The organism is Micromonospora deserti, assembly GCF_003236335.1.
Classification (GTDB): Bacteria; Actinomycetota; Actinomycetes; order Mycobacteriales; family Micromonosporaceae; genus Micromonospora; species Micromonospora deserti.
Genome location: NZ_POUB01000054.1, coordinates 1 through 19,101, shown reverse-complemented (window position 1 = coordinate 19,101; position 19,101 = coordinate 1). Strand labels below are relative to the sequence as shown.

Annotated in this window: 12 protein-coding genes and 2 tRNA genes; 9 read left to right on the top strand and 5 right to left on the bottom strand. The window is 68.1% G+C overall.

The window, feature by feature from the left end; translation table 11 throughout:
- The first annotated feature begins 188 nt into the window (after nucleotides 1-188).
- Nucleotides 189-1,706, top strand: coding sequence for a peptide deformylase (locus C1I99_RS10830; protein WP_111134083.1), 1,518 nt, complete (start codon nucleotides 189-191; stop codon nucleotides 1,704-1,706).
- Between the two features lie 146 nt (nucleotides 1,707-1,852).
- Here the strand turns inward: C1I99_RS10830 and C1I99_RS10825 are convergent, their stop codons facing one another.
- Nucleotides 1,853-2,968, bottom strand: a complete 1,116-nt coding sequence (locus tag C1I99_RS10825) for a globin domain-containing protein (protein ID WP_111134082.1) — start codon at nucleotides 2,966-2,968, stop codon at nucleotides 1,853-1,855.
- A 144-nt stretch (nucleotides 2,969-3,112) separates the two neighbouring features.
- Here C1I99_RS10825 and C1I99_RS10820 point away from each other — a divergent pair, with 144 nt between their 5' ends.
- Nucleotides 3,113-3,883: a CPBP family intramembrane glutamic endopeptidase gene (locus tag C1I99_RS10820; protein ID WP_111134092.1), complete on the top strand. Its 771-nt coding sequence runs from the start codon at nucleotides 3,113-3,115 to the stop codon at nucleotides 3,881-3,883.
- A 236-nt stretch (nucleotides 3,884-4,119) separates the two neighbouring features.
- On the opposite strand, the gene C1I99_RS33950 is transcribed toward C1I99_RS10820, so the two are convergent.
- Entirely contained in the window at nucleotides 4,120-4,743 is a 624-nt protein-coding gene (locus C1I99_RS33950; protein ID WP_233512457.1) for a hypothetical protein, read from the bottom strand.
- 226 nt (nucleotides 4,744-4,969) lie between these two features.
- Here C1I99_RS33950 and C1I99_RS33945 point away from each other — a divergent pair, with 226 nt between their 5' ends.
- The 3 genes from C1I99_RS33945 to C1I99_RS10805 all read left to right on the top strand — a co-directional run bounded on the left by C1I99_RS33945 (nucleotide 4,970) and on the right by C1I99_RS10805 (nucleotide 6,299).
- Nucleotides 4,970-5,746, top strand: coding sequence for a hypothetical protein (locus tag C1I99_RS33945; RefSeq protein WP_233512456.1), 777 nt, complete (start codon nucleotides 4,970-4,972; stop codon nucleotides 5,744-5,746).
- 354 nt (nucleotides 5,747-6,100) lie between these two features.
- Nucleotides 6,101-6,191 (top strand) — tRNA-Ser (locus tag C1I99_RS10810).
- A gap of 35 nt (nucleotides 6,192-6,226) precedes the next feature.
- A tRNA-Arg gene (locus C1I99_RS10805) sits at nucleotides 6,227-6,299 on the top strand.
- Nucleotides 6,300-7,045: 746 nt separating this feature from the next.
- Here the strand turns inward: C1I99_RS10805 and C1I99_RS10800 are convergent.
- Entirely contained in the window at nucleotides 7,046-7,333 is a 288-nt protein-coding gene (locus C1I99_RS10800) for a hypothetical protein (RefSeq protein WP_199562077.1), read from the bottom strand.
- Between the two features lie 514 nt (nucleotides 7,334-7,847).
- On the opposite strand from C1I99_RS10800, the gene C1I99_RS10795 reads away from it, so the two are divergent.
- On the top strand, nucleotides 7,848-8,330 hold the full coding sequence (locus C1I99_RS10795; protein WP_111134081.1) for a DUF2690 domain-containing protein: 483 nt from the start codon (nucleotides 7,848-7,850) through the stop codon (nucleotides 8,328-8,330).
- A gap of 491 nt (nucleotides 8,331-8,821) precedes the next feature.
- On the opposite strand, the gene C1I99_RS32275 is transcribed toward C1I99_RS10795, so the two are convergent.
- Entirely contained in the window at nucleotides 8,822-9,037 is a 216-nt protein-coding gene (locus C1I99_RS32275) for a hypothetical protein (protein ID WP_146603935.1), read from the bottom strand.
- Nucleotides 9,038-9,162: 125 nt separating this feature from the next.
- A complete protein-coding gene (locus C1I99_RS10790; protein WP_111134080.1) occupies nucleotides 9,163-12,837 on the bottom strand; it encodes an nSTAND1 domain-containing NTPase in 3,675 nt (1,224 codons plus the stop codon).
- Nucleotides 12,838-13,450: 613 nt separating this feature from the next.
- On the opposite strand from C1I99_RS10790, the gene C1I99_RS32270 reads away from it, so the two are divergent.
- The 3 genes from C1I99_RS32270 to C1I99_RS10775 all read left to right on the top strand — a co-directional run bounded on the left by C1I99_RS32270 (nucleotide 13,451) and on the right by C1I99_RS10775 (nucleotide 18,814).
- Nucleotides 13,451-17,401, top strand: coding sequence for a NocE (locus tag C1I99_RS32270; protein WP_146603934.1), 3,951 nt, complete (start codon nucleotides 13,451-13,453; stop codon nucleotides 17,399-17,401).
- Between the two features lie 154 nt (nucleotides 17,402-17,555).
- Entirely contained in the window at nucleotides 17,556-18,014 is a 459-nt protein-coding gene (locus tag C1I99_RS10780; protein ID WP_146603933.1) for an RNA polymerase sigma factor, read from the top strand.
- Nucleotides 18,011-18,814, top strand: coding sequence for a hypothetical protein (locus tag C1I99_RS10775; RefSeq protein WP_111134077.1), 804 nt, complete (start codon nucleotides 18,011-18,013; stop codon nucleotides 18,812-18,814). Before C1I99_RS10780 ends, C1I99_RS10775 begins: the two co-directional genes overlap by 4 nt.
- Nucleotides 18,815-19,101 lie beyond the last annotated feature (287 nt).

The following is a 19,101-nucleotide window of genomic DNA, read 5'->3' as shown; positions in this document are numbered from 1 at the left end:
GGTCACTCCGCCGGCTCCGCGCCCCGGCGTACTACCCGCCGGCCGGAGGGGGAAACCGGCTCCCGGCGGCGGGGCCAGTATCGACGCCGATTGTTGCAGCGTCAAGCGTCCTGTCGGCAAGGTGGCAGTTGGGTACGCGACCGGCCACCGAACGTGAAACTGATACTCCCGGCCACGAGGAAGTTGATGTGACGACCTCACCGCTCGATCGGGCTGCCGACTCCTTCGCCGCCGAACTCGCTCGGTGCCGGACCGGGCGGGGGCTGTCCAAGAAGCAGCTCGCCACCCTGATGGGGTTCGACCCGTCGTACGTCAGCCACGTGGAGGGGCGCCGGCACCGCCCCACCGAGGACTTCGCTCGCCGGGCCGAGGCCGTGCTGGAGGCCAGCGGCGCGATCTGGCAGCGCTTCCGGGAGTACGACGAGCTGCGGCACGCCCGCACCGAGAAGGCGCACCGGGACCTGCCCCCACCCGGGCAGTGGATGCCCCCCGGCACCGGCCTGATCGTCGAACGGGAACTCGCCACCCTCACCCACCTCGACGACGCGTACCGCTGCGTCATCCGGCGGGAGCTCTACAACGCCGGGACCGAGCCGGTCACCCGCTACCTGGTCCGGGTGGCCGTCGACCGTTACCCCAACGACCCCGGCCGCTCCAACCGGCACCACCGGGAGCACCCGCTCACCTTCGCCGAGCTGCAACTGCGGGCGTACCGGGAGGACGGGGGCGAGCGGGAGGCGATGCACTGGCGGGCGAAGCACGACCGGGACGCCTTCAAGGAGATCTGGCTGCTCTTCGAGAACGGCGAGCGGAGGTTCCCGCTCTACCCCGGTGACCGCGCCACCATCGAGTACGCGTACTGCGTGGGGCAGGACAAGTGGGGCCCCTGGTTCCAGCGCGCCGTCCGGGTGCCGACCCGGCGACTGGGCGTACGCCTGGACCTGCCGGCGGCGCTCGACCCCCAGGTCTGGGGCGCGGAGACCTCGCTTTCGGCCGAGGAGGGCCCGCTGCGGACCCCGGTGACCCGGCGCGAGGACAGCGACCGAATGATCTTCGACTGGGCCACCGACGACCCGCCGCTGAACGCGCGCTACCGGATGCAGTGGCGGTTCCGGAACCGTCCGGACGCCGAGCCGGACGAGACCGGCCGGGTCCGCCCCAGCGAACGGATGCGCGGCATCGGCATCGTGCAACGCGGCGCCGACCTGCTTCGCCAGCCGGCCCACCCGTTCGACCTGCCGCGCGAGGAGCAGGTGGCCCGGGCGGTCGTCGACCGGCTCTCGTCCGCCCTGATCCGCCTCGACGAGCTGCACCCGTTCAGCAAGGGGGTGGGCATCGCCGCCCCGCAACTCGGCGTCGGCCGCGCCGCGGCGGTGGTCCGGCCCCCCGACCGGTCGGCCGAGCCGGTCGTCCTGCTCAACCCCCGGGTCGTCGACGCCTCCCTCGACACCGACGAGCAGTACGAGGGGTGCCTCTCCTTCTTCGATCACCGGGGTCTGGTGCCCCGACCGCTGCGCCTCGACGTGGAGCACGCTCAGTTCGACGGCGGGCGGATCATCACCTCGTTCGAGTTCGGCATGGCCCGGCTGGTCGCGCACGAGATCGACCACCTGGACGGACGGCTCTACGTCGACCGGATGGCGCCGGGGGTGCCGCTGGTGCCCGTCGAGGAATACCGCGAGACCGGCCACCCCTGGCGTTACTAGCTCCGGGGGCACGACCACGCCCGCCGAGGTGGGAAGACGCAGGGCGGACGTGGTCGTGCGGGGCGGTGCCGGTCCGCCCGATCGGGGGCCGGTGCGCGTGCCCCAGGGGGCAGGGGCACGCGCCCCGGACGGGGGGAGGAACGCTCCTACAGCTCGCCGAAGGTGTCGTACCGGATGTTCTGCTCCGGGACGTCGTCCTCGGCGAGCACCCGGAGGGTGGCCCGGACCATCCGCGCCGAGCCGGAGACGTAACAGTCGTGCGCGGTCCACGGGCCGTACCGGGCCACCACGTCGGGGATGTCGCCCAGCTCGCCGTCGAAGTCCTCCTCGTCGCTGCACGCCGGGGTGACCGACAGCCACGGGTGCGCGGCCACCAGCTCCCGCAGGCCGGCCAGGCCGTAGAGGTCGGCCTCGGTGCGGGCGCCGTAGAAGACGTGCACCCAGCGGGTCCGGTTGTAGCCGGCCAGCTCCTCGACCAGCGCCTTGATCGGCGCCAGTCCCACGCCGCCGGCGATGCAGAGGATGTCCCGCTCGGAATCGCGGTCCAGCGTCATCGACCCCATCGGCGCTGCCACCCGCAGCAGGTCACCCGGCTTCACCCGGCGTACCAACGCACCGGAGACCCAGCCCGCACCCGGCGTACGCACGTGGAACTCCAGCACGTTGTCGTCGTTCGGGGCGTTCGCGATCGAGTAGGTCCGCCAGACCCGCGGGTGGTAGCGGGGCACCTCGACGCTGACGTACTGGCCGGCCTTCCAGGGCAGCGGGTGCTGCAGGGCGCGGACGGTCAGCACGGCGGTGTCCGGGCCGTGGCGCTCGTGGGTGAGCACCTCGGCGTGCCAGTACGGCGGGTTCTCATCGGCCGCCGCCCCGGCCAGCATCTTCTCCGAGATCGCCGCGTACGCGTCCCGCCACGCCTGGTCGTACTCCAGGTTCCAGCCGTCGCCGGCGGTGCTGCGCAGCGCGTCCAGCAGCGCGACGCCCATCGTCTCGTAGTGCTCCGCGGCCACGTGATACTTCCGGTGGTCCCGGCCGAGCGAGCGGAGGAACTCGTCGAAGTTCTCCGGGTCGTCCACCGTGTGGATCGCGGTGATGATCGCCTCAAGCAGGCGGTCGCCCTGCCCGGCCATCTGCACCGGGAAGAGCTTGCGCAGTTCGGGGTCGAGCAGGAAGAGCCGGGCGTAGAAGTGACCGCTCAGCCGCTCCCGGTGCTCCTCGACCAGGGTCCAGCTCTCCTTCAGCAACCGCGCGAAGTCGTCCACGGAATGCGCTCCTTCTCCTGACGGCGGATCGGGCAGCCACAGAATGTCCACGGAGCGTGCCGACCGGTCGCACAGAATGTGCGATCGGCTCGCGAGGCTTCCTCGCCGGTGCCACCGGCGGCCGCCGTCGGGCACAGTGGTGCGGTGACTCTTGAGCTCACCCGCCCGGTCTCCCGCGGCACCCTGGGCACCGAGACGGCGCTGGTGCTCGGCCTCTCCCTCGGCCAGTCCGCCGTCTACGCCGCCGTGTCGATCGTCGCGAAGCTGACCGCCGAGGGGCCGCTGTCGAAGCAGACCGCCGCGCTGAACACCTCTGCCTCGGCCCGCCCCTGGCTCGACCTGACGTACCAGTTGCTCGGCATCGTCTTCGCGCTGGTGCCGGTGCTGCTGGCCGTACACCTGCTGGCGCGGGACCCCGGCGACCCGCTACGGACCCTCGGCCTGGACGCCCGGCGGCCCGGCCAGGACCTGGCCCGCGGTGCCGGGCTGGCCGCGCTGATCGGCCTGCCCGGGCTGGCGCTGTTCTGGGTTGCGGCGCAGCTCGGCCTCAACGCCACCCTGGTGCCGGCCGCGTTGCCCGAGATCTGGTGGGCGGTGCCGGTGCTGATCCTCGCCGCCGCGCAGAACGCCGTGCTGGAGGAGGTGATCGTGGTCGGCTACCTGGTCACCCGGCTGCGCCAACTCCAGTGGCGGGTCGGCGCGATCATCGTCACGAGCGCACTGCTGCGCGGCTCCTACCACCTCTACCAGGGCTTCGGCGCGTTCGTCGGCAACGCCGTCATGGGCGTGGTGTTCAGCCTCTGCTACCTGCGCACCCGCCGGGTGATGCCGCTGGTGGTCGCGCACACCCTGCTGGACGTCGTGGCCTTCGTCGGCTACGCCCTGCTCCCAAGGGACTGGTTCAACTGGCTGTGACCCGCTGACCGGCCGGGCTGCCCCTCCGGTTGCGCATCCGGGAACGTCCGGCGGCGGGCGCCGGACGATCGCCTCCGGTTACGTGCGGGGACACCGGCGCCGGACGATCGCCTCCGGGGCGTGCGGGGACGCCGGGCGGCAGGCGCCGGACGATCGGCACGGGTTGCGGCCTCCGGGTGCGTCCGTACCTCCGGCGCACCCGAGGCGCGGCGGACGGAGCGGATCTCCCGCCCGGGTCAGCGGTGCCGGGCCGGCCGGTAGAAGACCGTCGCGCGGGCGGCGAGTCGCTCAGCGGCGGCCGAATCGCCGGCCGCCGCGGCGAGCACCGCCGCGCCCGGCAGCAGCCGGGACGCCAGCCGCAGCGCCAGCCAGCCCCCGGCCTGCGCGGCGAGCGGCGTCGCCAGCCGCCACGCTGCCTCCGCCGCCCGCAGCCAGGGCTCCTCCCCCGGCCCGTCCGCCGCTCGGGCCGCCGCCAGGGCCGACCGGGCGCTCTCCGCGTCCGGATGCACCCGGGTCAGCAGGAGCAGCTCCACCGCCCGGTCCGGATGGGCCGGGTCCCGGCCGTACGCCGCCGCCAGGTGCAGCACCAGGTTGGCCTGGATCCACAGCGCCGACGCCAGTTCCGCGACGGGGGCGAGGGGGCCGGTCAGCGCGGCGGCCGCGCCGCCCGCCCCGGCCTGCCGGACGAACCGCCGGGTGGCCAGCCGGGCCAGGCCGTCGTCGCCCGCATCCGGGTACGTGGTCCGCAGCCGCCCGGCCCAGTCGAGGGCGCGCGGCCCGATCGCCTCGACCGCCGCCAGCGCCACCAGTTCGGGCGCGAAGGCCGGGTGGTCGAGTAGCCGCCGACTGATCGCCCGCACCTCCGATTCCGGCGTAGGGGCCGGCCCGCCGGTCCCGTCGGCCGGCTTAGCGGCGGGCGCGGTGGCGGGTGCCGCCGCGATATCGGCGGGCGGCGGGGTCGGTTCTCCACCGCTCCTCGGCGAGGTGGCTGCTGGTTCGGGGTCGGTGGCCATCGTCGGCCCAACGGCGGCAAGGGCGGCTTTCGCTGTCGGGGTGGCCTTCGTGGCTCGCCGACGGGTGGGGGCCGTGGGAGTCCCGGCCGGACTCGCGGCCGTCGTGCGGGCCGGGGTGGCCTTCTTCGCCGCGCTCCTCGCCTGGGCGGTCTTCTTCGCCGGGGTGCTTGCCTGGGCGGTCTTCTTCGCCGGGGTGCTCGCGGGTTTCGACTCCGCCGTCGAGCCATCAGCGGTGGCGCCCGTCGGGGCGGCCTTCTTCCTCGGGGTGACCTTCTTCCCCGGGGTGGCCCGCTTCGTCGGCGTGGCCTTCCGGGCCGGGGTGGCCTTCGGTCCGGTGGTGGTCTCTTGCACCGGGTTGGCCTGCATCGCCGGGACCGGCGTGCTGACGGCCGGCTGCTCCTCGGGCGCGCCTCCGGCAGTCGCGTCCGCCCCGGTCGGCTTCTCCACGAATGCCGTCTTCGTCGCTGGAGTCGCCATGCTCGGGGTCGCCCTCCTCGGCGCCCGGGCGCGGCCCGGCTTCGCGCCGTCGTCCGGCGCGGCTGTTGCCGGGACGGTGGTGCCGGTACCGGTGGTGCCGGTGGTGGCCTTCGTGCCGGTGGTGCCGGTGGTGGCGGTGGTGGCGGTAGCGGAGGTTGCGCCGGCCTCGGGACCACCCGCCCTGGCCAGCGTGGGCGGCATCGTGCCCGACCGCTCCGACCCCGTTGAATCCGCACCCGGGTCGCCGGGCGGTCTCGTTCCGGCCCACCCGCCCCCGCGCTCCGGGGAGCTGTGGTGCAGGTCACCCGTAACGACCGGAGTCGGCGACGTAGGGGCTTTTCGAGGTGGTTGGGACTCCACCGATCCCGCCTGAGAGGGCACGGCCCGGTCCGGCTCGGGCGGCTGGAAGAGCACCGTCGGCGCCGCCTTCGCCCGCCGTGACCGCTTCTGCCCGCCCTCCGGCTGCTGCCGTGGTTCCGCGGGCGCCGGTGGTGGGGTGAAGGTCGCCTCCGGGGAGCGTCGCCGCGCTCCCTCAGCAGGCTCTCGGCGGGTCGGCTCGCTCGGCGGCTGCTCCTGCATATCGATGGAGCCTAGTCCCGATCACGCCGATGCACAGCGCCCGCTCTCAGGCTACGGGTACGGGACCGGCGTACCCGGGGAAGTCGCTTTGCTCCCGGTGGGTGGGGCCCTGTATCCTCGGGCGCGGTGGTCTGCAGCAGCCCACCAGGGAGACTTCGCCTAGTCTGGTCTATGGCGCCGCACTGCTAATGCGGTTGGGGTTTTACAGCCCCTCCCGGGTTCGAATCCCGGAGTCTCCGCGCGAAAGCCGGGTGTGTAGACTGGCCGAGCACCTGCGCCCGTAGCTCAACGGATAGAGCATCTGACTACGGATCAGAAGGTTAGGGGTTCGAGTCCCTTCGGGCGCGCAAACGATCAAGGCCGTGACCGGCCGAAACGCCGGTCACGGCCTTGATTGTTTCCCAGGACGTGCCGCGATCTCCCATTATTTGGGACCGTGGTGCTCCGTTGTCACTGTGCTGTTTCGGCGGGGGTCCGTGCCGGTCCGTGCTGACCAGTGCGTTTGTGTGTCGCCTGGTCTGGATCATGGTCGGGATGCCGGTACGTGAGCGTACGGCCATTGTCCACTGTGGTCATCGTTGTGGATCTTCTCTGCCGGGTGGGTGCCCGGGCGGTCGGCCGCCGTTGACCTGGGCCGGGGCACGGTGACGAGCGGGGGTCGGGACGTCGGTCGGGGTGAGCATCGGCGGTGACGGTCGGCAGGGACACGCGTCTGATTCCCGCTCTTGCGACCGGCACGGCGGAGCGGGCAGCGCCGACGTGCCATCTCGGCGCGTTCGGCCGGGTCCCGCCCGGCGTCGCTGCGTGGGTGGCTCCCGACCGAGGTCTTGCCAAGGTCGGTCTACTGGCGGCACGTGACGCGATCGGCTCGCGCGCCGGGCGAGGCAAGGTCGGCGGGCTGGCCGTCGTTGCCGCCGACCGCAGGTGGCCCTTGGCAGGCCGCGGCGGCGCGTCGCCGACAGGGGTGGATCGACGGCGGCGGGACCGGATCGACCAGCCGCACGCCAATACAGCCCCTACCTGCGGTGAGGGGACTGCCTCCCGGGACGGCCGGCAATGCGCTGTCATGGCTCCCCTCTGTGTCAAGACACCGTCAGGGGCGGGGTTCTAAGCTTGTCTCGGCGGGTCCGGGAAGTGACTTGTCCGAAGAGCCGGCTTGGGGGTGCGAGCCGGTAACGCTGGAGTCAGTAGTCGTTCCCCGTTGTCCTCCCGGGCCCGCCGCCGCGGCAGTGGCGTCGTTGATCATTTGCCGGTAGACGATGTCGGACAGGCGTCGTTTCAGCGCGCGCATCGCTTCCATCGATGTCTTGCCAGCGGCTTTCTTCCGGTCGAAGTAGGCGCGTCCTTCGGTGGGATTGCGCAGCTGGACGGTGGCCATCATCGATCTCCGCACAGCCCGCCAGCCACCGGAAACCCTTATTTACCAGGCTCTAAGGCTCGCGCGTCAGGGAAGTTGCGGCTGCGGCGATAGCCTCCGCGACTCACCAGCGGATCAAACGCCGACCCGTCCTCGGCGGGCTCATCTACGAATACCGAACGAGCCGCATAAGACCCAGCTCGGCGCACGCGACGAGGTTCTGGAACCCCACAAGCATCGGCCGCTCCGCAAACGGATTCTTCTCAACGCATGACCCGAGCCACCACAAAATCTTGGGACTGAGCCAGAGCCGAATTACACAGATTTGTGTAACACCATTACCTAGCGCGCCATAGCCACGTAATTCATCAGTCGATCGGGTATCGGTTGATCTTTTCATTCGGACGCTCCGCCGCTGGCGGTGTACGGAGTTTGTGCGAGCATTTGGTGCAGCCTTGCACGCGGCACCCGCATCCTGTGTTGTTTGCCGCACCGAGGTTGGTCCTCGGCTTCCCGTCAACGGCATGGAGGGAACGTCATGCGACCGAGCACAGGGGCGCGGGTACGCAAGGCACTTGCGGCGATCACGCTGTCCGTCACGATCACCGGCACCGCGGCGGTCGCCGGGGCCCCGCCCGCCGCCGCGGCGACCTGTTACGGCTCGTCCTGCGTAGGCAAGAACCCGCGTACGACCGGCTGCGACAAAGACGCTTTCACCGTCAACTCCGTGTTCGCGTCACCGTACCGAAGAATAGATCTTCGGCATTCCAGGATCTGCAATACGCGATGGGCGCGATACTGGGACGAGGACTACCACGGCGGGACCCCGATCAGGTTGACGGCCACCCGACAGATTTCGTCTCCATACGGGTGGTACAACCAGCGAGTCGCCTACGGCATCATCGACGGATACGCGCCCGACCAGTGGACCTACATCGGGTGGACCGACATGAACATGAACTCCGGTGATGATAGGCATCGTGCCTGCAATTATGACACCTGCACCGACTGGCATATCTGACCAACGGTCTGCGCCGCCGCGGTTTGCCTAATTCGTCGGATTCCCTTTTAAGCAGGTCCCGTCGATCTCGGATGCGTAGCCCGGTGCGGTGGTCGGGACAAGACCCGCCCACCGCACCGCGTCAGCGAATCACCGATAACGGGTCTTCGACACTCGGCTGCTCGGAGGCCAACCGTGTCTCGGCCAGCCAGTCGGTGACGACCGCGCTGGTGCGGCCCCTCGACCTGCCCGAGCCCCTGCCTGTCGGAAGGATCGACAAACCCGATGTGCCAGCGGTCTACCACCATCTGCCACACCCAGCAACGGTGTCCAAGACCCACCTGGGCCGACCCCGACGGACCTCGTCGATACCCAGCACCTGCACCGGTTGCGGCTGCTCGGGCACCGCCGCCACCGCCTCGGTGAACGAGCGTCGCCCATATGCCGCCTTGTCACAGCGCGAGCGACGCTTGGTCGACACCAGCCGTGGCCGGCGGCCACCGACGCGCAGGTCACGAGGCCGGGTCGCCCGCCACCGTTGGGCCGTCGCGCCCGTGCGCCGCAGTCAGGACAGTGTCGTGCCTGCTCGTCGGCGGTATCCAGGTCACCACCGAACCGTTGGTGCCGCCGCCGATGCGGACCACGGCCAGGCCATCAAGGCCCAGCAGCCGCGTCGTAGCGTTAACCACGCCCGTAGCTCTTCTTTTGCGATCATCCTGCTTCGACAACAGGTATGGTCGCCCAGAGCTATGGCATCATCACTCCGGGGTCCATTCAGGACGCCTATGGTCCTCCGCGACCCCCACTAACCCCGAAGAGTCTCAAAGGCCGGGTGGAACACCCTAGAGATAGGTCAACGGCACACGTTGCGGTACGTGCCGCCGGATGCGTACTTGTGCCATTCCGCTTCGCTGATGACGTCGCCAAGCGCGGCGCAGAGCTTGTCGGCGACCTTCGCGGGATCAGCATCGGTCACTCTGATTCCGCCGTTGGCCGCGGCGAGCAGGTGCGTGTCTGGACTGAACGCCAACGTCCAAATGTTGTCTCTGGAGGTTTCCAGCACCGCAATGGTGCGGATCTGATGCGCGTCGAAATCCCAGAGCCAGGTCTGCCCTGTCCCGGTGCCCGCGGCGAGCCTACGACCGTCCGGGCTGAAAACGAGTGTGAGTACGTATCCGTCCGGACCGGTGAGCCGCCTGGTGGCGTGCGTGGATCCGCGCACGTCCCACAGCTGCACGGTGCCGTCGGCGTTTCCAGCCGCAAGCGTGCGCCCGTCCGGGCTGAATGTCACCGAGTAGGTGTAGTCCTGCGATGCTCGAAGCGGCGGATCGATGGGCCGTGGTGAGCGTGGATCTCGCAGATCCCAGCGCGGCACGGAGCCTGCGTCGGTGGCCGCGACAAGCATTCGCCCGTCCGGGCTGAACGCGATCATGTGTACTGGGCCGCTGTCGGGCTTCAACGTGGCCAGCTTCTCCGGGTTGTGAACGTCGGTAATCTGCCACAGGTGCACGGTGCCGTCGCGGCTGGCGACCGCGATCAGTGAGCCGTCCGGGCTGAACCTGATGTTCTCGACGAGGCTAGTTGGGCCGGTGAGGGCCGCCTTCCGGCGGACGGGAGCGTGTCGGTCACTGATGTCCCACAGCACGACCGTGTTGCCCTGCCGGGTGCCTGCGGCGAGCGTGCGGCCGTCCGGGCTGATGGCCACCGTGCCCGCCATCCGGTCGTAGCCCGGTGGCGCCAGCAGCGGGGGCCCGACCGCGACTGGCCGGTTGGCGTCCGTAACGTCCCACAGCTGGACGTCGGCGCCCGCGGCGGCGAGGAGCCGGTCGCGCGGGTGGAAGGCCACCGTGGTGACGGTCTTGTCGCTGCGAGGCAGGACGGGGCCGGGCACGGTCCACAGCCGGCCAATCCCGTCGGCACTGTTGGTGAGCAGCGTGCGGTCGTCGTGCAGGAACGCGACCGCGGTCACCGGTTCCGGATGGGGCAGTGTGCCGAGCAGGCGACGGCCCGCCAGATCCCACAGCTGTACGGCGCTGTCCGCGTTCGCCACGGCCGCGACTCGGCCGTCGGAGCTGAACGTGAGCGCGTTGATCCATCCCGTCGCGGCTTTCACCGGTTCACCAGCGGGGACCGGCCGACCGAGGTCCTCGACGTTCCACGTGCGTACCATGGCGTCGTTGCTGCCGACCGCCAGCGTCTTGCCGCCTGGGGTGAACACGACCGCGTTAACGCGGCTGGGCACCGATATCGTGGCGCGCAGCCCGGCGAGGTCCCACAGGTGGACCGCACCAGCCGCGTCGGCCACCGCGAAAGCCTTGCCGGCGGGAGCGAATGCAATGGACTGCACCGCGCCTTTCGCCCCGGAGAGGGGTTGACCGATCGGGCTGGGGCGGTGCGGGTCGCTGATGTTCCACAGCCGTACGGTCTTGTCGGCGCCCCCGGCCGCGAGGATGGCGCCGTCCGGGGTGAAGGCGGTGGCGAGCACGCGTTCCTCGAAACCGGTCAGCGGTTCGCCGATCGCGGTGGGACGGTTTGGGTTTGCGACGTCCCACAGGCGTATCGTCCGGTCGGTGGAACCGGTGGCGAGCAACCGTCCGTCGGGACTGAATGCCACGGTGTAGATCGGTCCGGTGTGCCCGGTCAGTGCCGTATCGACCAGGACCGGTCGAGCCGGATCGTCCAGCCGCCACAGCAGGATCTCGTGGTCAGCCTTGGTGGCGCCCGCCGCGGCAAGCAGCCGACCGTCGGGGGAGACGGCCACGGCCTGCAACGCCCGACTTGGTCTCACCATCCGGGTGACCTGTGGTACCGCGGTGGAGGCCAGCAGACTGGAGTTAGCCTCCACGGTGGGCGCGATCCGGTATGCGGCCAGTGAGAGCTGGGCCGCCAGTGCGGGATCGGTCTCGCGCAGCCGGTTCGCCGTGATGGCGACTTGCCGCGAGATCGCCAGGTCGCGTTCCCGGTTGGCGGCGCCGCGCTGCTGGAACGCGTAGGCCGCGAGTGTCGCGGCGACCAGCGCCAGAACGACGAGTCCCGCGACCAACTGGTATGTCCGGCGCAGCCGGCGGCGCTCGCTCGCTAGGCTCGCGTCGAGGAACTCCCGCTCCAGCGGATTGAGGTCCTGGCGGTGTGTGCCGTGATCGACCCAGTCGAGGGCTGCGCTGAGCCTTCCTCCACGGTAGAGCGCGCCCTGATCACGGCCGCTGTCCTCCCACTGCCTCGCGGCCTCAGTGAGCCGGCGGTGGATTCGCATGCCCACCCGGTCGACGTCGATCCACGAACGCAGCCGCGGCCACGCGATGAGCAGTGCTTCGTGACTGATCTCGACGCTGTCCGCGTCGGCGGTGAGCAGTCTGCCCGAGACGAAGTGGTCGAGCACCGTTTCGGTGTCGCGATCCCCGATGATCAGCTCGGAGTGGTTGACGCGACGTCGGGTGTCGGCGGTGTCCTCGCTGACGTGTACCAGGCGGAGGAACAGCCGGCGGGCGGCGTCTTGTTGACCGGCGGTCAGCTGGGCGTAGATCGATTCCGCGGTCTGGCCGATCGCGCCGTCGATGCCGCCGCTCGCGCGGTAGTCCTCAACGGACATGCGTCCCTTGGGGCCGTGTTCCCAGGTCGCGAGCAGGGCGTGGGACAGCAACGGCAGCGCGCCGGCATCGTGTGCCCCGTCGCCGTCCCGTGCGGTCGGTGCAAGTTCACGCACCAACAGCTCCACCAGGCCGTCGTCGAGGTCGATCCTCGCCTTGCGCGCGGGCTCAGTGATGGTGCGCCGTAGGTCCTTGTCCGTCATCGGTCCGACGATGATCTGCGAGTACTGTAATGCGTCGGCGAGTCGTGGATGGCGCAGCGCGTGCGGGTAGAAGTCTGCCCTCATCCCGGCGACTACGCCGCGACGGGTGAACAGGGCGTCGATGAACGACCGGCGTTCGTCGGCGTCCTCGCAGAGGGTGAAGACTTCCTCGAACTGGTCGACGATCAGGATGGGTGCCTCGTCGTGGAACGCCAGCGTGGTGAGCGGATGAGGGCCGGGGGTCATCAACGCGCTGGGACTGTCCAGGTGCGCTATCAGGCCAGCACGCAACAGCGACGACTTCCCTGCTCCTGACGGCCCGACGATCATGAGAACCGCGGTGTCGGCGACCCGGTCGAACAGGATCTGCGTCAACGCCTCCCTGCCGTAGAACCATTCCGCGTCCTCGGGTTGAAACGACTCCAGCCCTCGGTACGGCGCCGTGTCGCTCACGGGTGGCCGTCCCAGCTTGCGACGCACGCGGAACACCGCGTCGAGCCACGGCTCGGGGTCGGTCACCCCGCAGGCGCGCAAAATCCTAGCGAACTGCTCGCTCTGCGCCGGGGCAGGGAGATGGCGCGCCGCGAAGTACCCGCCGACGGTGCTGAAGGGGATGTCGGCGGCAGCCGCGACCTGGCGGATGGTGAGGCCTGCCTGCTGTCTCAGGCTCGACAGGGCGGTTCGGAGGTCGTCCCGGTCGACGATGTCGATCGGATCGAGTACCGGCTCCGTCCCCATCGCAGCCCCCTTTTGCGGAACGTCGCCTTGACATTAGGCCGCCGCTTCTCAGGACCGCAAAACTTGATCGAGTGATCTTGAGCAGCAAGGCGACAACGGCCGGCGGCCCCCTGCAAACGATGGCGTGGACGCTGTTGTCCTGGCCACGGTGGTGTCGGGCTGGGCAACTTTCGGCCATAAACGTATACAAAGACGACGATGCTCCGTGCGTACGTCTTGTACGGGCCTTGTACGGGCATTTCCTGGCGCCTATCCGGCGACGCCGGGCAACGGGTTCGCTGATGGCGTGACGCGCAAGACGCCCACACAGGAGGTCGCGGGATGACCACACCCGCAGGCGCGGCGGTGTTCGACGGTTTGAATCAAGGCACCGGCCTGCTCTACTGCTTCGGCCGCAGGCCAGCAGCGACTCGTATGCCAACAACAAGGCCTGATCCCACGGTCCAGCTCAGGTCCGGTTTGGAAGGACGCCTCGAGGTGAGCCGAGGCCCGGGCGGCGGCTTGGCGAGCCGACATGGCAGCCGGCTGCCGCCTGGCCCCACGCGGTCGGGCCAGTCTTGTGAACAGGTCCCTCAACCCCGACACCGTATTAGCCGGATTTTGGGAGACAGTCATGGGTATCCGCTTGGCCATCGCGCAGTGCGTAGCGTTGCTGGCTCAACTGTTCCATGTGCCGACAGCCGTAGCCGAACCCATTCCAGATTCGCGACCCGCGCACGCTCAACCGGAGCCGCGACCGCTGGGTCCCCAGGTAGAACCGAATGAACGCGATCGGTTGCTTGGTTCAGGGTGGAGGTCATCACCGGACCTGGCGTGGACGACCTCGCAGGATGCCACGGGCTTCCATGTGCTGGTAGCACGTGGCTCCCAAGGGTACGCATGGCGCACGGCGGCGACATTGTCGGAACCTGGTTTTGACACCGACATGTGGATCGGCAACGCCTGTGCGACGGGCTCGGGAACACGCTTGGTGGTGGTGTACGCGCCACGCACCTTTACCAACAAGCCACACCTGTTTGACCGTGGTGGTTTCACGGCTGTGGTGGATCTGGTGACTGGCCGGGTGACCAAGCTGGACATATTGACGACCTTAGCGCATTTCAACCCGGGCTGCGGGACGGGTGAGTCTGCCGTGCTCACCCAACTGAGCAGTGCCGCCAACGAGGCGGACAACGGCCCCGCCCGTACCCGTCTGACCCTCGTCGATGCTTCCGCTGTGAGGTTGGGCAAGCCGCTCATGGTCGAAGGGGAGGTCACCTCCGCCATTCCCACCCGGTCCGGAATCATTGCTGCGAACGGGGCACGCCTGGTATCGGTGGCACAGGACGGTAGCTTGACGTCTTTGGCCTCCACGGCTGGGGTTCCATTCCACCTGACGGCCGGCTCTGATGGCGAGATGATCTTCATGGACCGGGCCGGCACGCAAGTCCGCCTACATATGGTGGCCCCACAGCGGCCGGGGAAGGTTCGGCCAATCGCTGTCGGTGAGCTCGGACGCCTTGGGGTGGCTCGTGACGGGAATGGGCGCCTTTATGTTACCGGCAAACCCAGCGCAGTGATGGCATTGCCGCAAACAGTGATGCAGGTAGATGTTCCGCGGGATGCGGTAATGTCCAGTCACGGCCAGGTTGCCGTGACCAGGACGACGTGGGCGGATCGGGCCGATCCCCGGATGGTCGCGCCAGATCCTGACACTGCCCGCCCGGTACGGATCGAGGGCATCAGTCTACCCACCGGGCATCGGCTGGAATTCGCTGTCGCACCAGCGCCTCCGCGCGACCAGCAGCCTGCTCTGCATCCGCGTTTAGGCGGCAGCGAACAGTCCGAGGTGTCGACGAGCGAGCAGACATCGGAACCCACCGATCCCGACCGCTGGTGTTCGGTCCCACGCAACGATCGCGTGTTTCAGGTGCTGCAACCCAAGCCGCGGCAGGTGGAATGGGCGGTTGATCAGGCGGTGACAAATTCGCTGTACGTGCAGCGACCGGCTAACTGGAAGAACCTGGGCATGAACGCCTATCAACCGCAGGCGATGTTCCCGCCCCTCTCGCTCGTCGACGGCGGCCGGGTGCCGGCCCAGGTCATGCTCGGTGTGGTGGCCCAGGAGTCCAACCTGTGGCAGGCCTCACGGCTGGCGTATCCAGGCGTGACAGGCAACCCCTTGATCGGGAACTTCTACGGCTTGATTTACAACGACCGCGAAGACGACGACTGGACCATCCGGTGGTCGGAAGCCGATTGCGGATACGGCGTAGCCCAGGTCACCGACGGCATGCGCCGAGCAGGTTACGGCAAGCCCGGCGAAGTGATCCGGCCGTGGGCGCACCAACAGGCGATTGCCGCTGACTTCGCCGCGAATGTGGCAGCCGGTTTACGAATCCTGCAAGAGAAGTGGAACTTGACACGCAGCGCCGGCATGATCGTTAACGGCGGCAGCGAACAGGGGATCGAGAATTGGTTCTTCGCGTTGTGGGCCTATAACAGCGGCTTCTACCCCGATCAGGGGAATGGATCACCATGGGGCGTCGGCTGGTTCAACAACCCGGTCAACCCCAGATACCCTGCCGATCGCCTGCCGTTCATGGAATTCGACTACTCCGACTCCAGCCATCCGCAGGACTGGCCATACCCAGAGAAGGTCATCGGCTTCGCCGGACACCCCCTGGAACTCATCGAACAGCAGATCGGCGACGACATTACGTACGTGCACGCTTACCGGCCGGCGTGGTGGACAACAACCGGAAACCGGGTGACCGCCAAACCGCCGGTGGATCTGTTCTGCGGTACCAGCAACGACTGCGACCCGGGCAACCAGGCAACCGGCTTCTGCCTTCGCAGCGATTACAAGTGCTGGTGGCACCGGCCGGCCAAATGGAAGGACGATAATCAGACCGGCAACGAGCTGCTGCGCTTCGACCCGGGCTATCCGTATCAGGACGACGCCAGCTCGTTCCCGCCCCGATGCACCCTGGCCGGCCTCCCTGTCAATGCGAGGGTGATCGATGACATGCCATCGGCCACGCCGAAGATGCGACCGTGCGCCAACAGTTTCACCGACGCCGGATCGTTCAGCCTCAGCATCCCGAAAGACGTCGACGGCTACCATCCCGCCAAAATAGATCTGCACCAACTCGGTGGGGGCTTCAACAGCCATTTCTGGTTCACGCACACCCGCGACAGCGCCCACGACCGCGGCGGCACCATGCGCATCAGCGGCACCTGGAGCTTCTATGATCCGCTCAACGGCTGGGCCCGCCTCCTGGTGCACATCCCCGACCACGGCGCGCACACCCAGCAAGCCACGTACGAGGTCGACACCGGAACGGGGTTCGCCAGCGGCAAGAAGCGGGTCATCCTGCAGCGGACACGAGAACACCGGTGGGTTTCGTTAGGCGTCTTCAACTTCACTGGTACGCCACGGATCCGGCTGTCCAACACGACGCTCGACGGTCGTGGCGTCGAAGACGTCGCGTGGGACGCGGTCGCCCTACAGCCGTTGCCAGGCAAACCACGGCACCAGATCGTCGCGCTCGGTGAGTCGTACGCCTCAGGCGAAGGCGCTTCCGAGAACGAAAAGATCGACTACTACCGGGAAACCAACTTCAAACTTCGTGTCAGCGGCCAAGACAGGTACCAGAATGCCTGCCACCGGTCCAAGCACGCCTGGTCGCGGCAGGCCGTCCTGTCCGACTCCACCGCGTCCATCGGGCAGCGTGCTGACAACTGGCAATCTGATGCGGACTATCACCTGCTGGCCTGCTCCGGAGCCCAAACCGAGAACCTCCTGCCGTACTACAGCGTGCCCGATGGGCAACCCAAACCGGTCAATGCCTGGGGCGAAGACGGCGGACCGGGCCACTGGCAGTACAGCGAACTATCCCAACTGGACCGCGGATTCCTGGACGAGAACACCACGCTGGTCACCCTGTCGATCGGTGGAAACGATGCCAGATTCGCCGACGTGCTCATCGAATGCATCACCAACGGCAGTGGATTTGCGAACTGCAAGGACTCCACCCTCGACGGGGACGCAAAGCCACTGGAGCAGGCATCACCGCAACGGATAGCGGGCCCAATCCGCAACTCCATCCTGAAGGTGGACCCAGCCAACCCCAACAACGGCAGCGGTGTTCTATGGGAGATCCACAAAAAGGCGCCCCACGCCAAGATTCTTCTGATGGGATATCCCAAGATATTCAATGACCAAGACGGCTATACGGCCAACTGCACCTGGGGCATAACCGGCCTGGAGGAAATCTGGATGGGCGAACAGGGCGACCTGCTGGCGCAGATGCTCCGAGACGTCGCAGACGACGCCACTACGCACGGGATACCCACCTATTTCGCCAACCCGATTCCGGCTTTCCATGGAAAAGAGGCGTGCGGTAACCCCGAGTCAATCCACACCATCGTCTACGGAAAGACTTCGGGCGAATCCACCACGACGCCGTGGTACGCCATTCATGAGGAGGCCTCGGTCCAATCCTTCCATCCCAAAGTTTCGGGAGCGGCCATTTATGCACGCGTTATGGAATCAGTCGTGCGGAACCAGATGGGGTTGTAAGGATCGTGTTGAGCACAACTGGCGACGTGGAAGTGAGCGTGCGGCCAGGCTCGGGAAGCCGTGACGCATCGGCGATGACGTGGGCCTGTCTCGGTTCATCTTCCTGGCCGTCGGGTGCCACGTTTTGGGGTGTGGGGGAGACGTAGAGGGTGTGATGGAAGCGAAGACAGGGCCGCCGGATCTGGCGCGGGTCTATCAAGAGCACCGTGTGGGGTTGTTGCGGCTGGCGTACCTGCTGACAGGTTCGCGGGAGCAGGGCGAGGATCTAGTCCACGCCGCGTTCACCTCAGCGATACCGCGCTGGGATCGCATCGAGCAGCCGCTGCCGTACCTGAAGCGGGCGGTCGTCAACCAGGCTGCGGATCACCACCGCCGCGCCGCGCGGGAAAAGACACTTCCCACGCCGGAGCCGGTGACGCATCCGCCAGAGGTCGACGAGACATGGACCCAGATCCAGAACCTATCGCCTGTTCAGCGAACGGTCGTGATCCTGCGGTTCTACGAGGATCTCCCGTTGGTGGAGATCGCCGCTGTGATGGATCGCCCACCGGCGACGGTCCGGTCTGACCTTAAGCGTGCCCTGGAACATTTACGGAAGGCCCTTGACTCATGAGTTCCGACGATTTCGACGTTCCGGTTGACCCAGCGCTCGACACCCGGCTGCGCAGGACGCTGAGCGCGGTCGCGGCGACGGTCACTGACGCTCCACCTGCCACGATCGAGGCGAAGCAGCACCTTCTGGCGCAGTCGGCATCGGTGGCGCGGACCTCACGGGACCGGCGCAAGCGGCGGCGATGGCTGGCGATCGGCCTGGCGACCGCCGTCGTGCCACTGGCAGCCTTCACCACACTTGCCATCGGGCCCGAATTCGTCGACCAGATCCCACCCAAGCGCGCCTTCATCACTGGGGTGGAGGGCGGCGAGCGGTACTGGGTCGTCCCGTCCTTCCACAAGGATTCCTGCGGACGGACCTTCGGCGTGGAGCTGATGATGGAGAGCGACAACATCACCGGAAAGGAATGGAACACCGCCGGTACCGCCTACGGTGAGCCTTCAGAGGATGGCGGTGCGCCTGGTCGCGGTTGCTACGTCTACGACGAGGCGCAGTGGTTGACCGACCCGGGACGAGTCAGCAAGCTCTCCCAACGCCTCGGCGGAAAGGACCAGGACGGAGACTGGATCACCCTCATCGCGGTCCACCCGACGGTCACCACGCTGCGCGTCGCTCACGACGGGCGCGCTACCCGGGACGTCCAAACGCAGGCCATGCCCGGCCGGCCCGACGGCCCCCGGTACGCGGTGTTCACCACCCCCGCCCGCAAGCCTCAGGTCGATCTTTCCGTGCAGCTGCTGACCACTAGCGGTCAGCCCGCCGCCACTGAGCCCATTCAGATCAACCTGAGGAGAAAATAGACCGTCAGCGACGGCAGCACGGCTAGCAGCAATCAGACGGCCCACGGAGATCTCCGGTCCTCGGTGGGCCACCTGCTCACCGTCGGCCCCCTATCTCATCGCCACCCAAATTCGGCGTAGCGAGACGACCCCTAGGCCAAGTCCCGATGCAGCCAGTGATTGTGATCCGTCAGCTGATGTGCGACGCGGTTCCGCCAGGTGATGTGCGACGGGTGGTCTAGGAAACGTGGGTAGCGATCCGCGGTCGCTGGCCTTTGATGCTACGGACTGGGTGGGTGGTGGTGCGT

Excerpts from the sequence above, each read along its gene's own strand:
- C1I99_RS10780 (WP_146603933.1), top strand. The coding sequence starts at position 17,556 with ATGGAAGCGAAGACAGGGCCGCCGGATCTGGCGCGGGTCTATCAAGAG.
- C1I99_RS10795 (WP_111134081.1), top strand. The coding sequence starts at position 7,848 with ATGCGACCGAGCACAGGGGCGCGGGTACGCAAGGCACTTGCGGCGATC.
- C1I99_RS10775 (WP_111134077.1), top strand. The coding sequence starts at position 18,011 with ATGAGTTCCGACGATTTCGACGTTCCGGTTGACCCAGCGCTCGACACC.
- C1I99_RS10800 (WP_199562077.1), bottom strand. The coding sequence starts at position 7,333 with ATGATGGCCACCGTCCAGCTGCGCAATCCCACCGAAGGACGCGCCTAC.
- C1I99_RS32270 (WP_146603934.1), top strand. The coding sequence starts at position 13,451 with ATGGGTATCCGCTTGGCCATCGCGCAGTGCGTAGCGTTGCTGGCTCAA.
- C1I99_RS10790 (WP_111134080.1), bottom strand. The coding sequence starts at position 12,837 with ATGGGGACGGAGCCGGTACTCGATCCGATCGACATCGTCGACCGGGAC.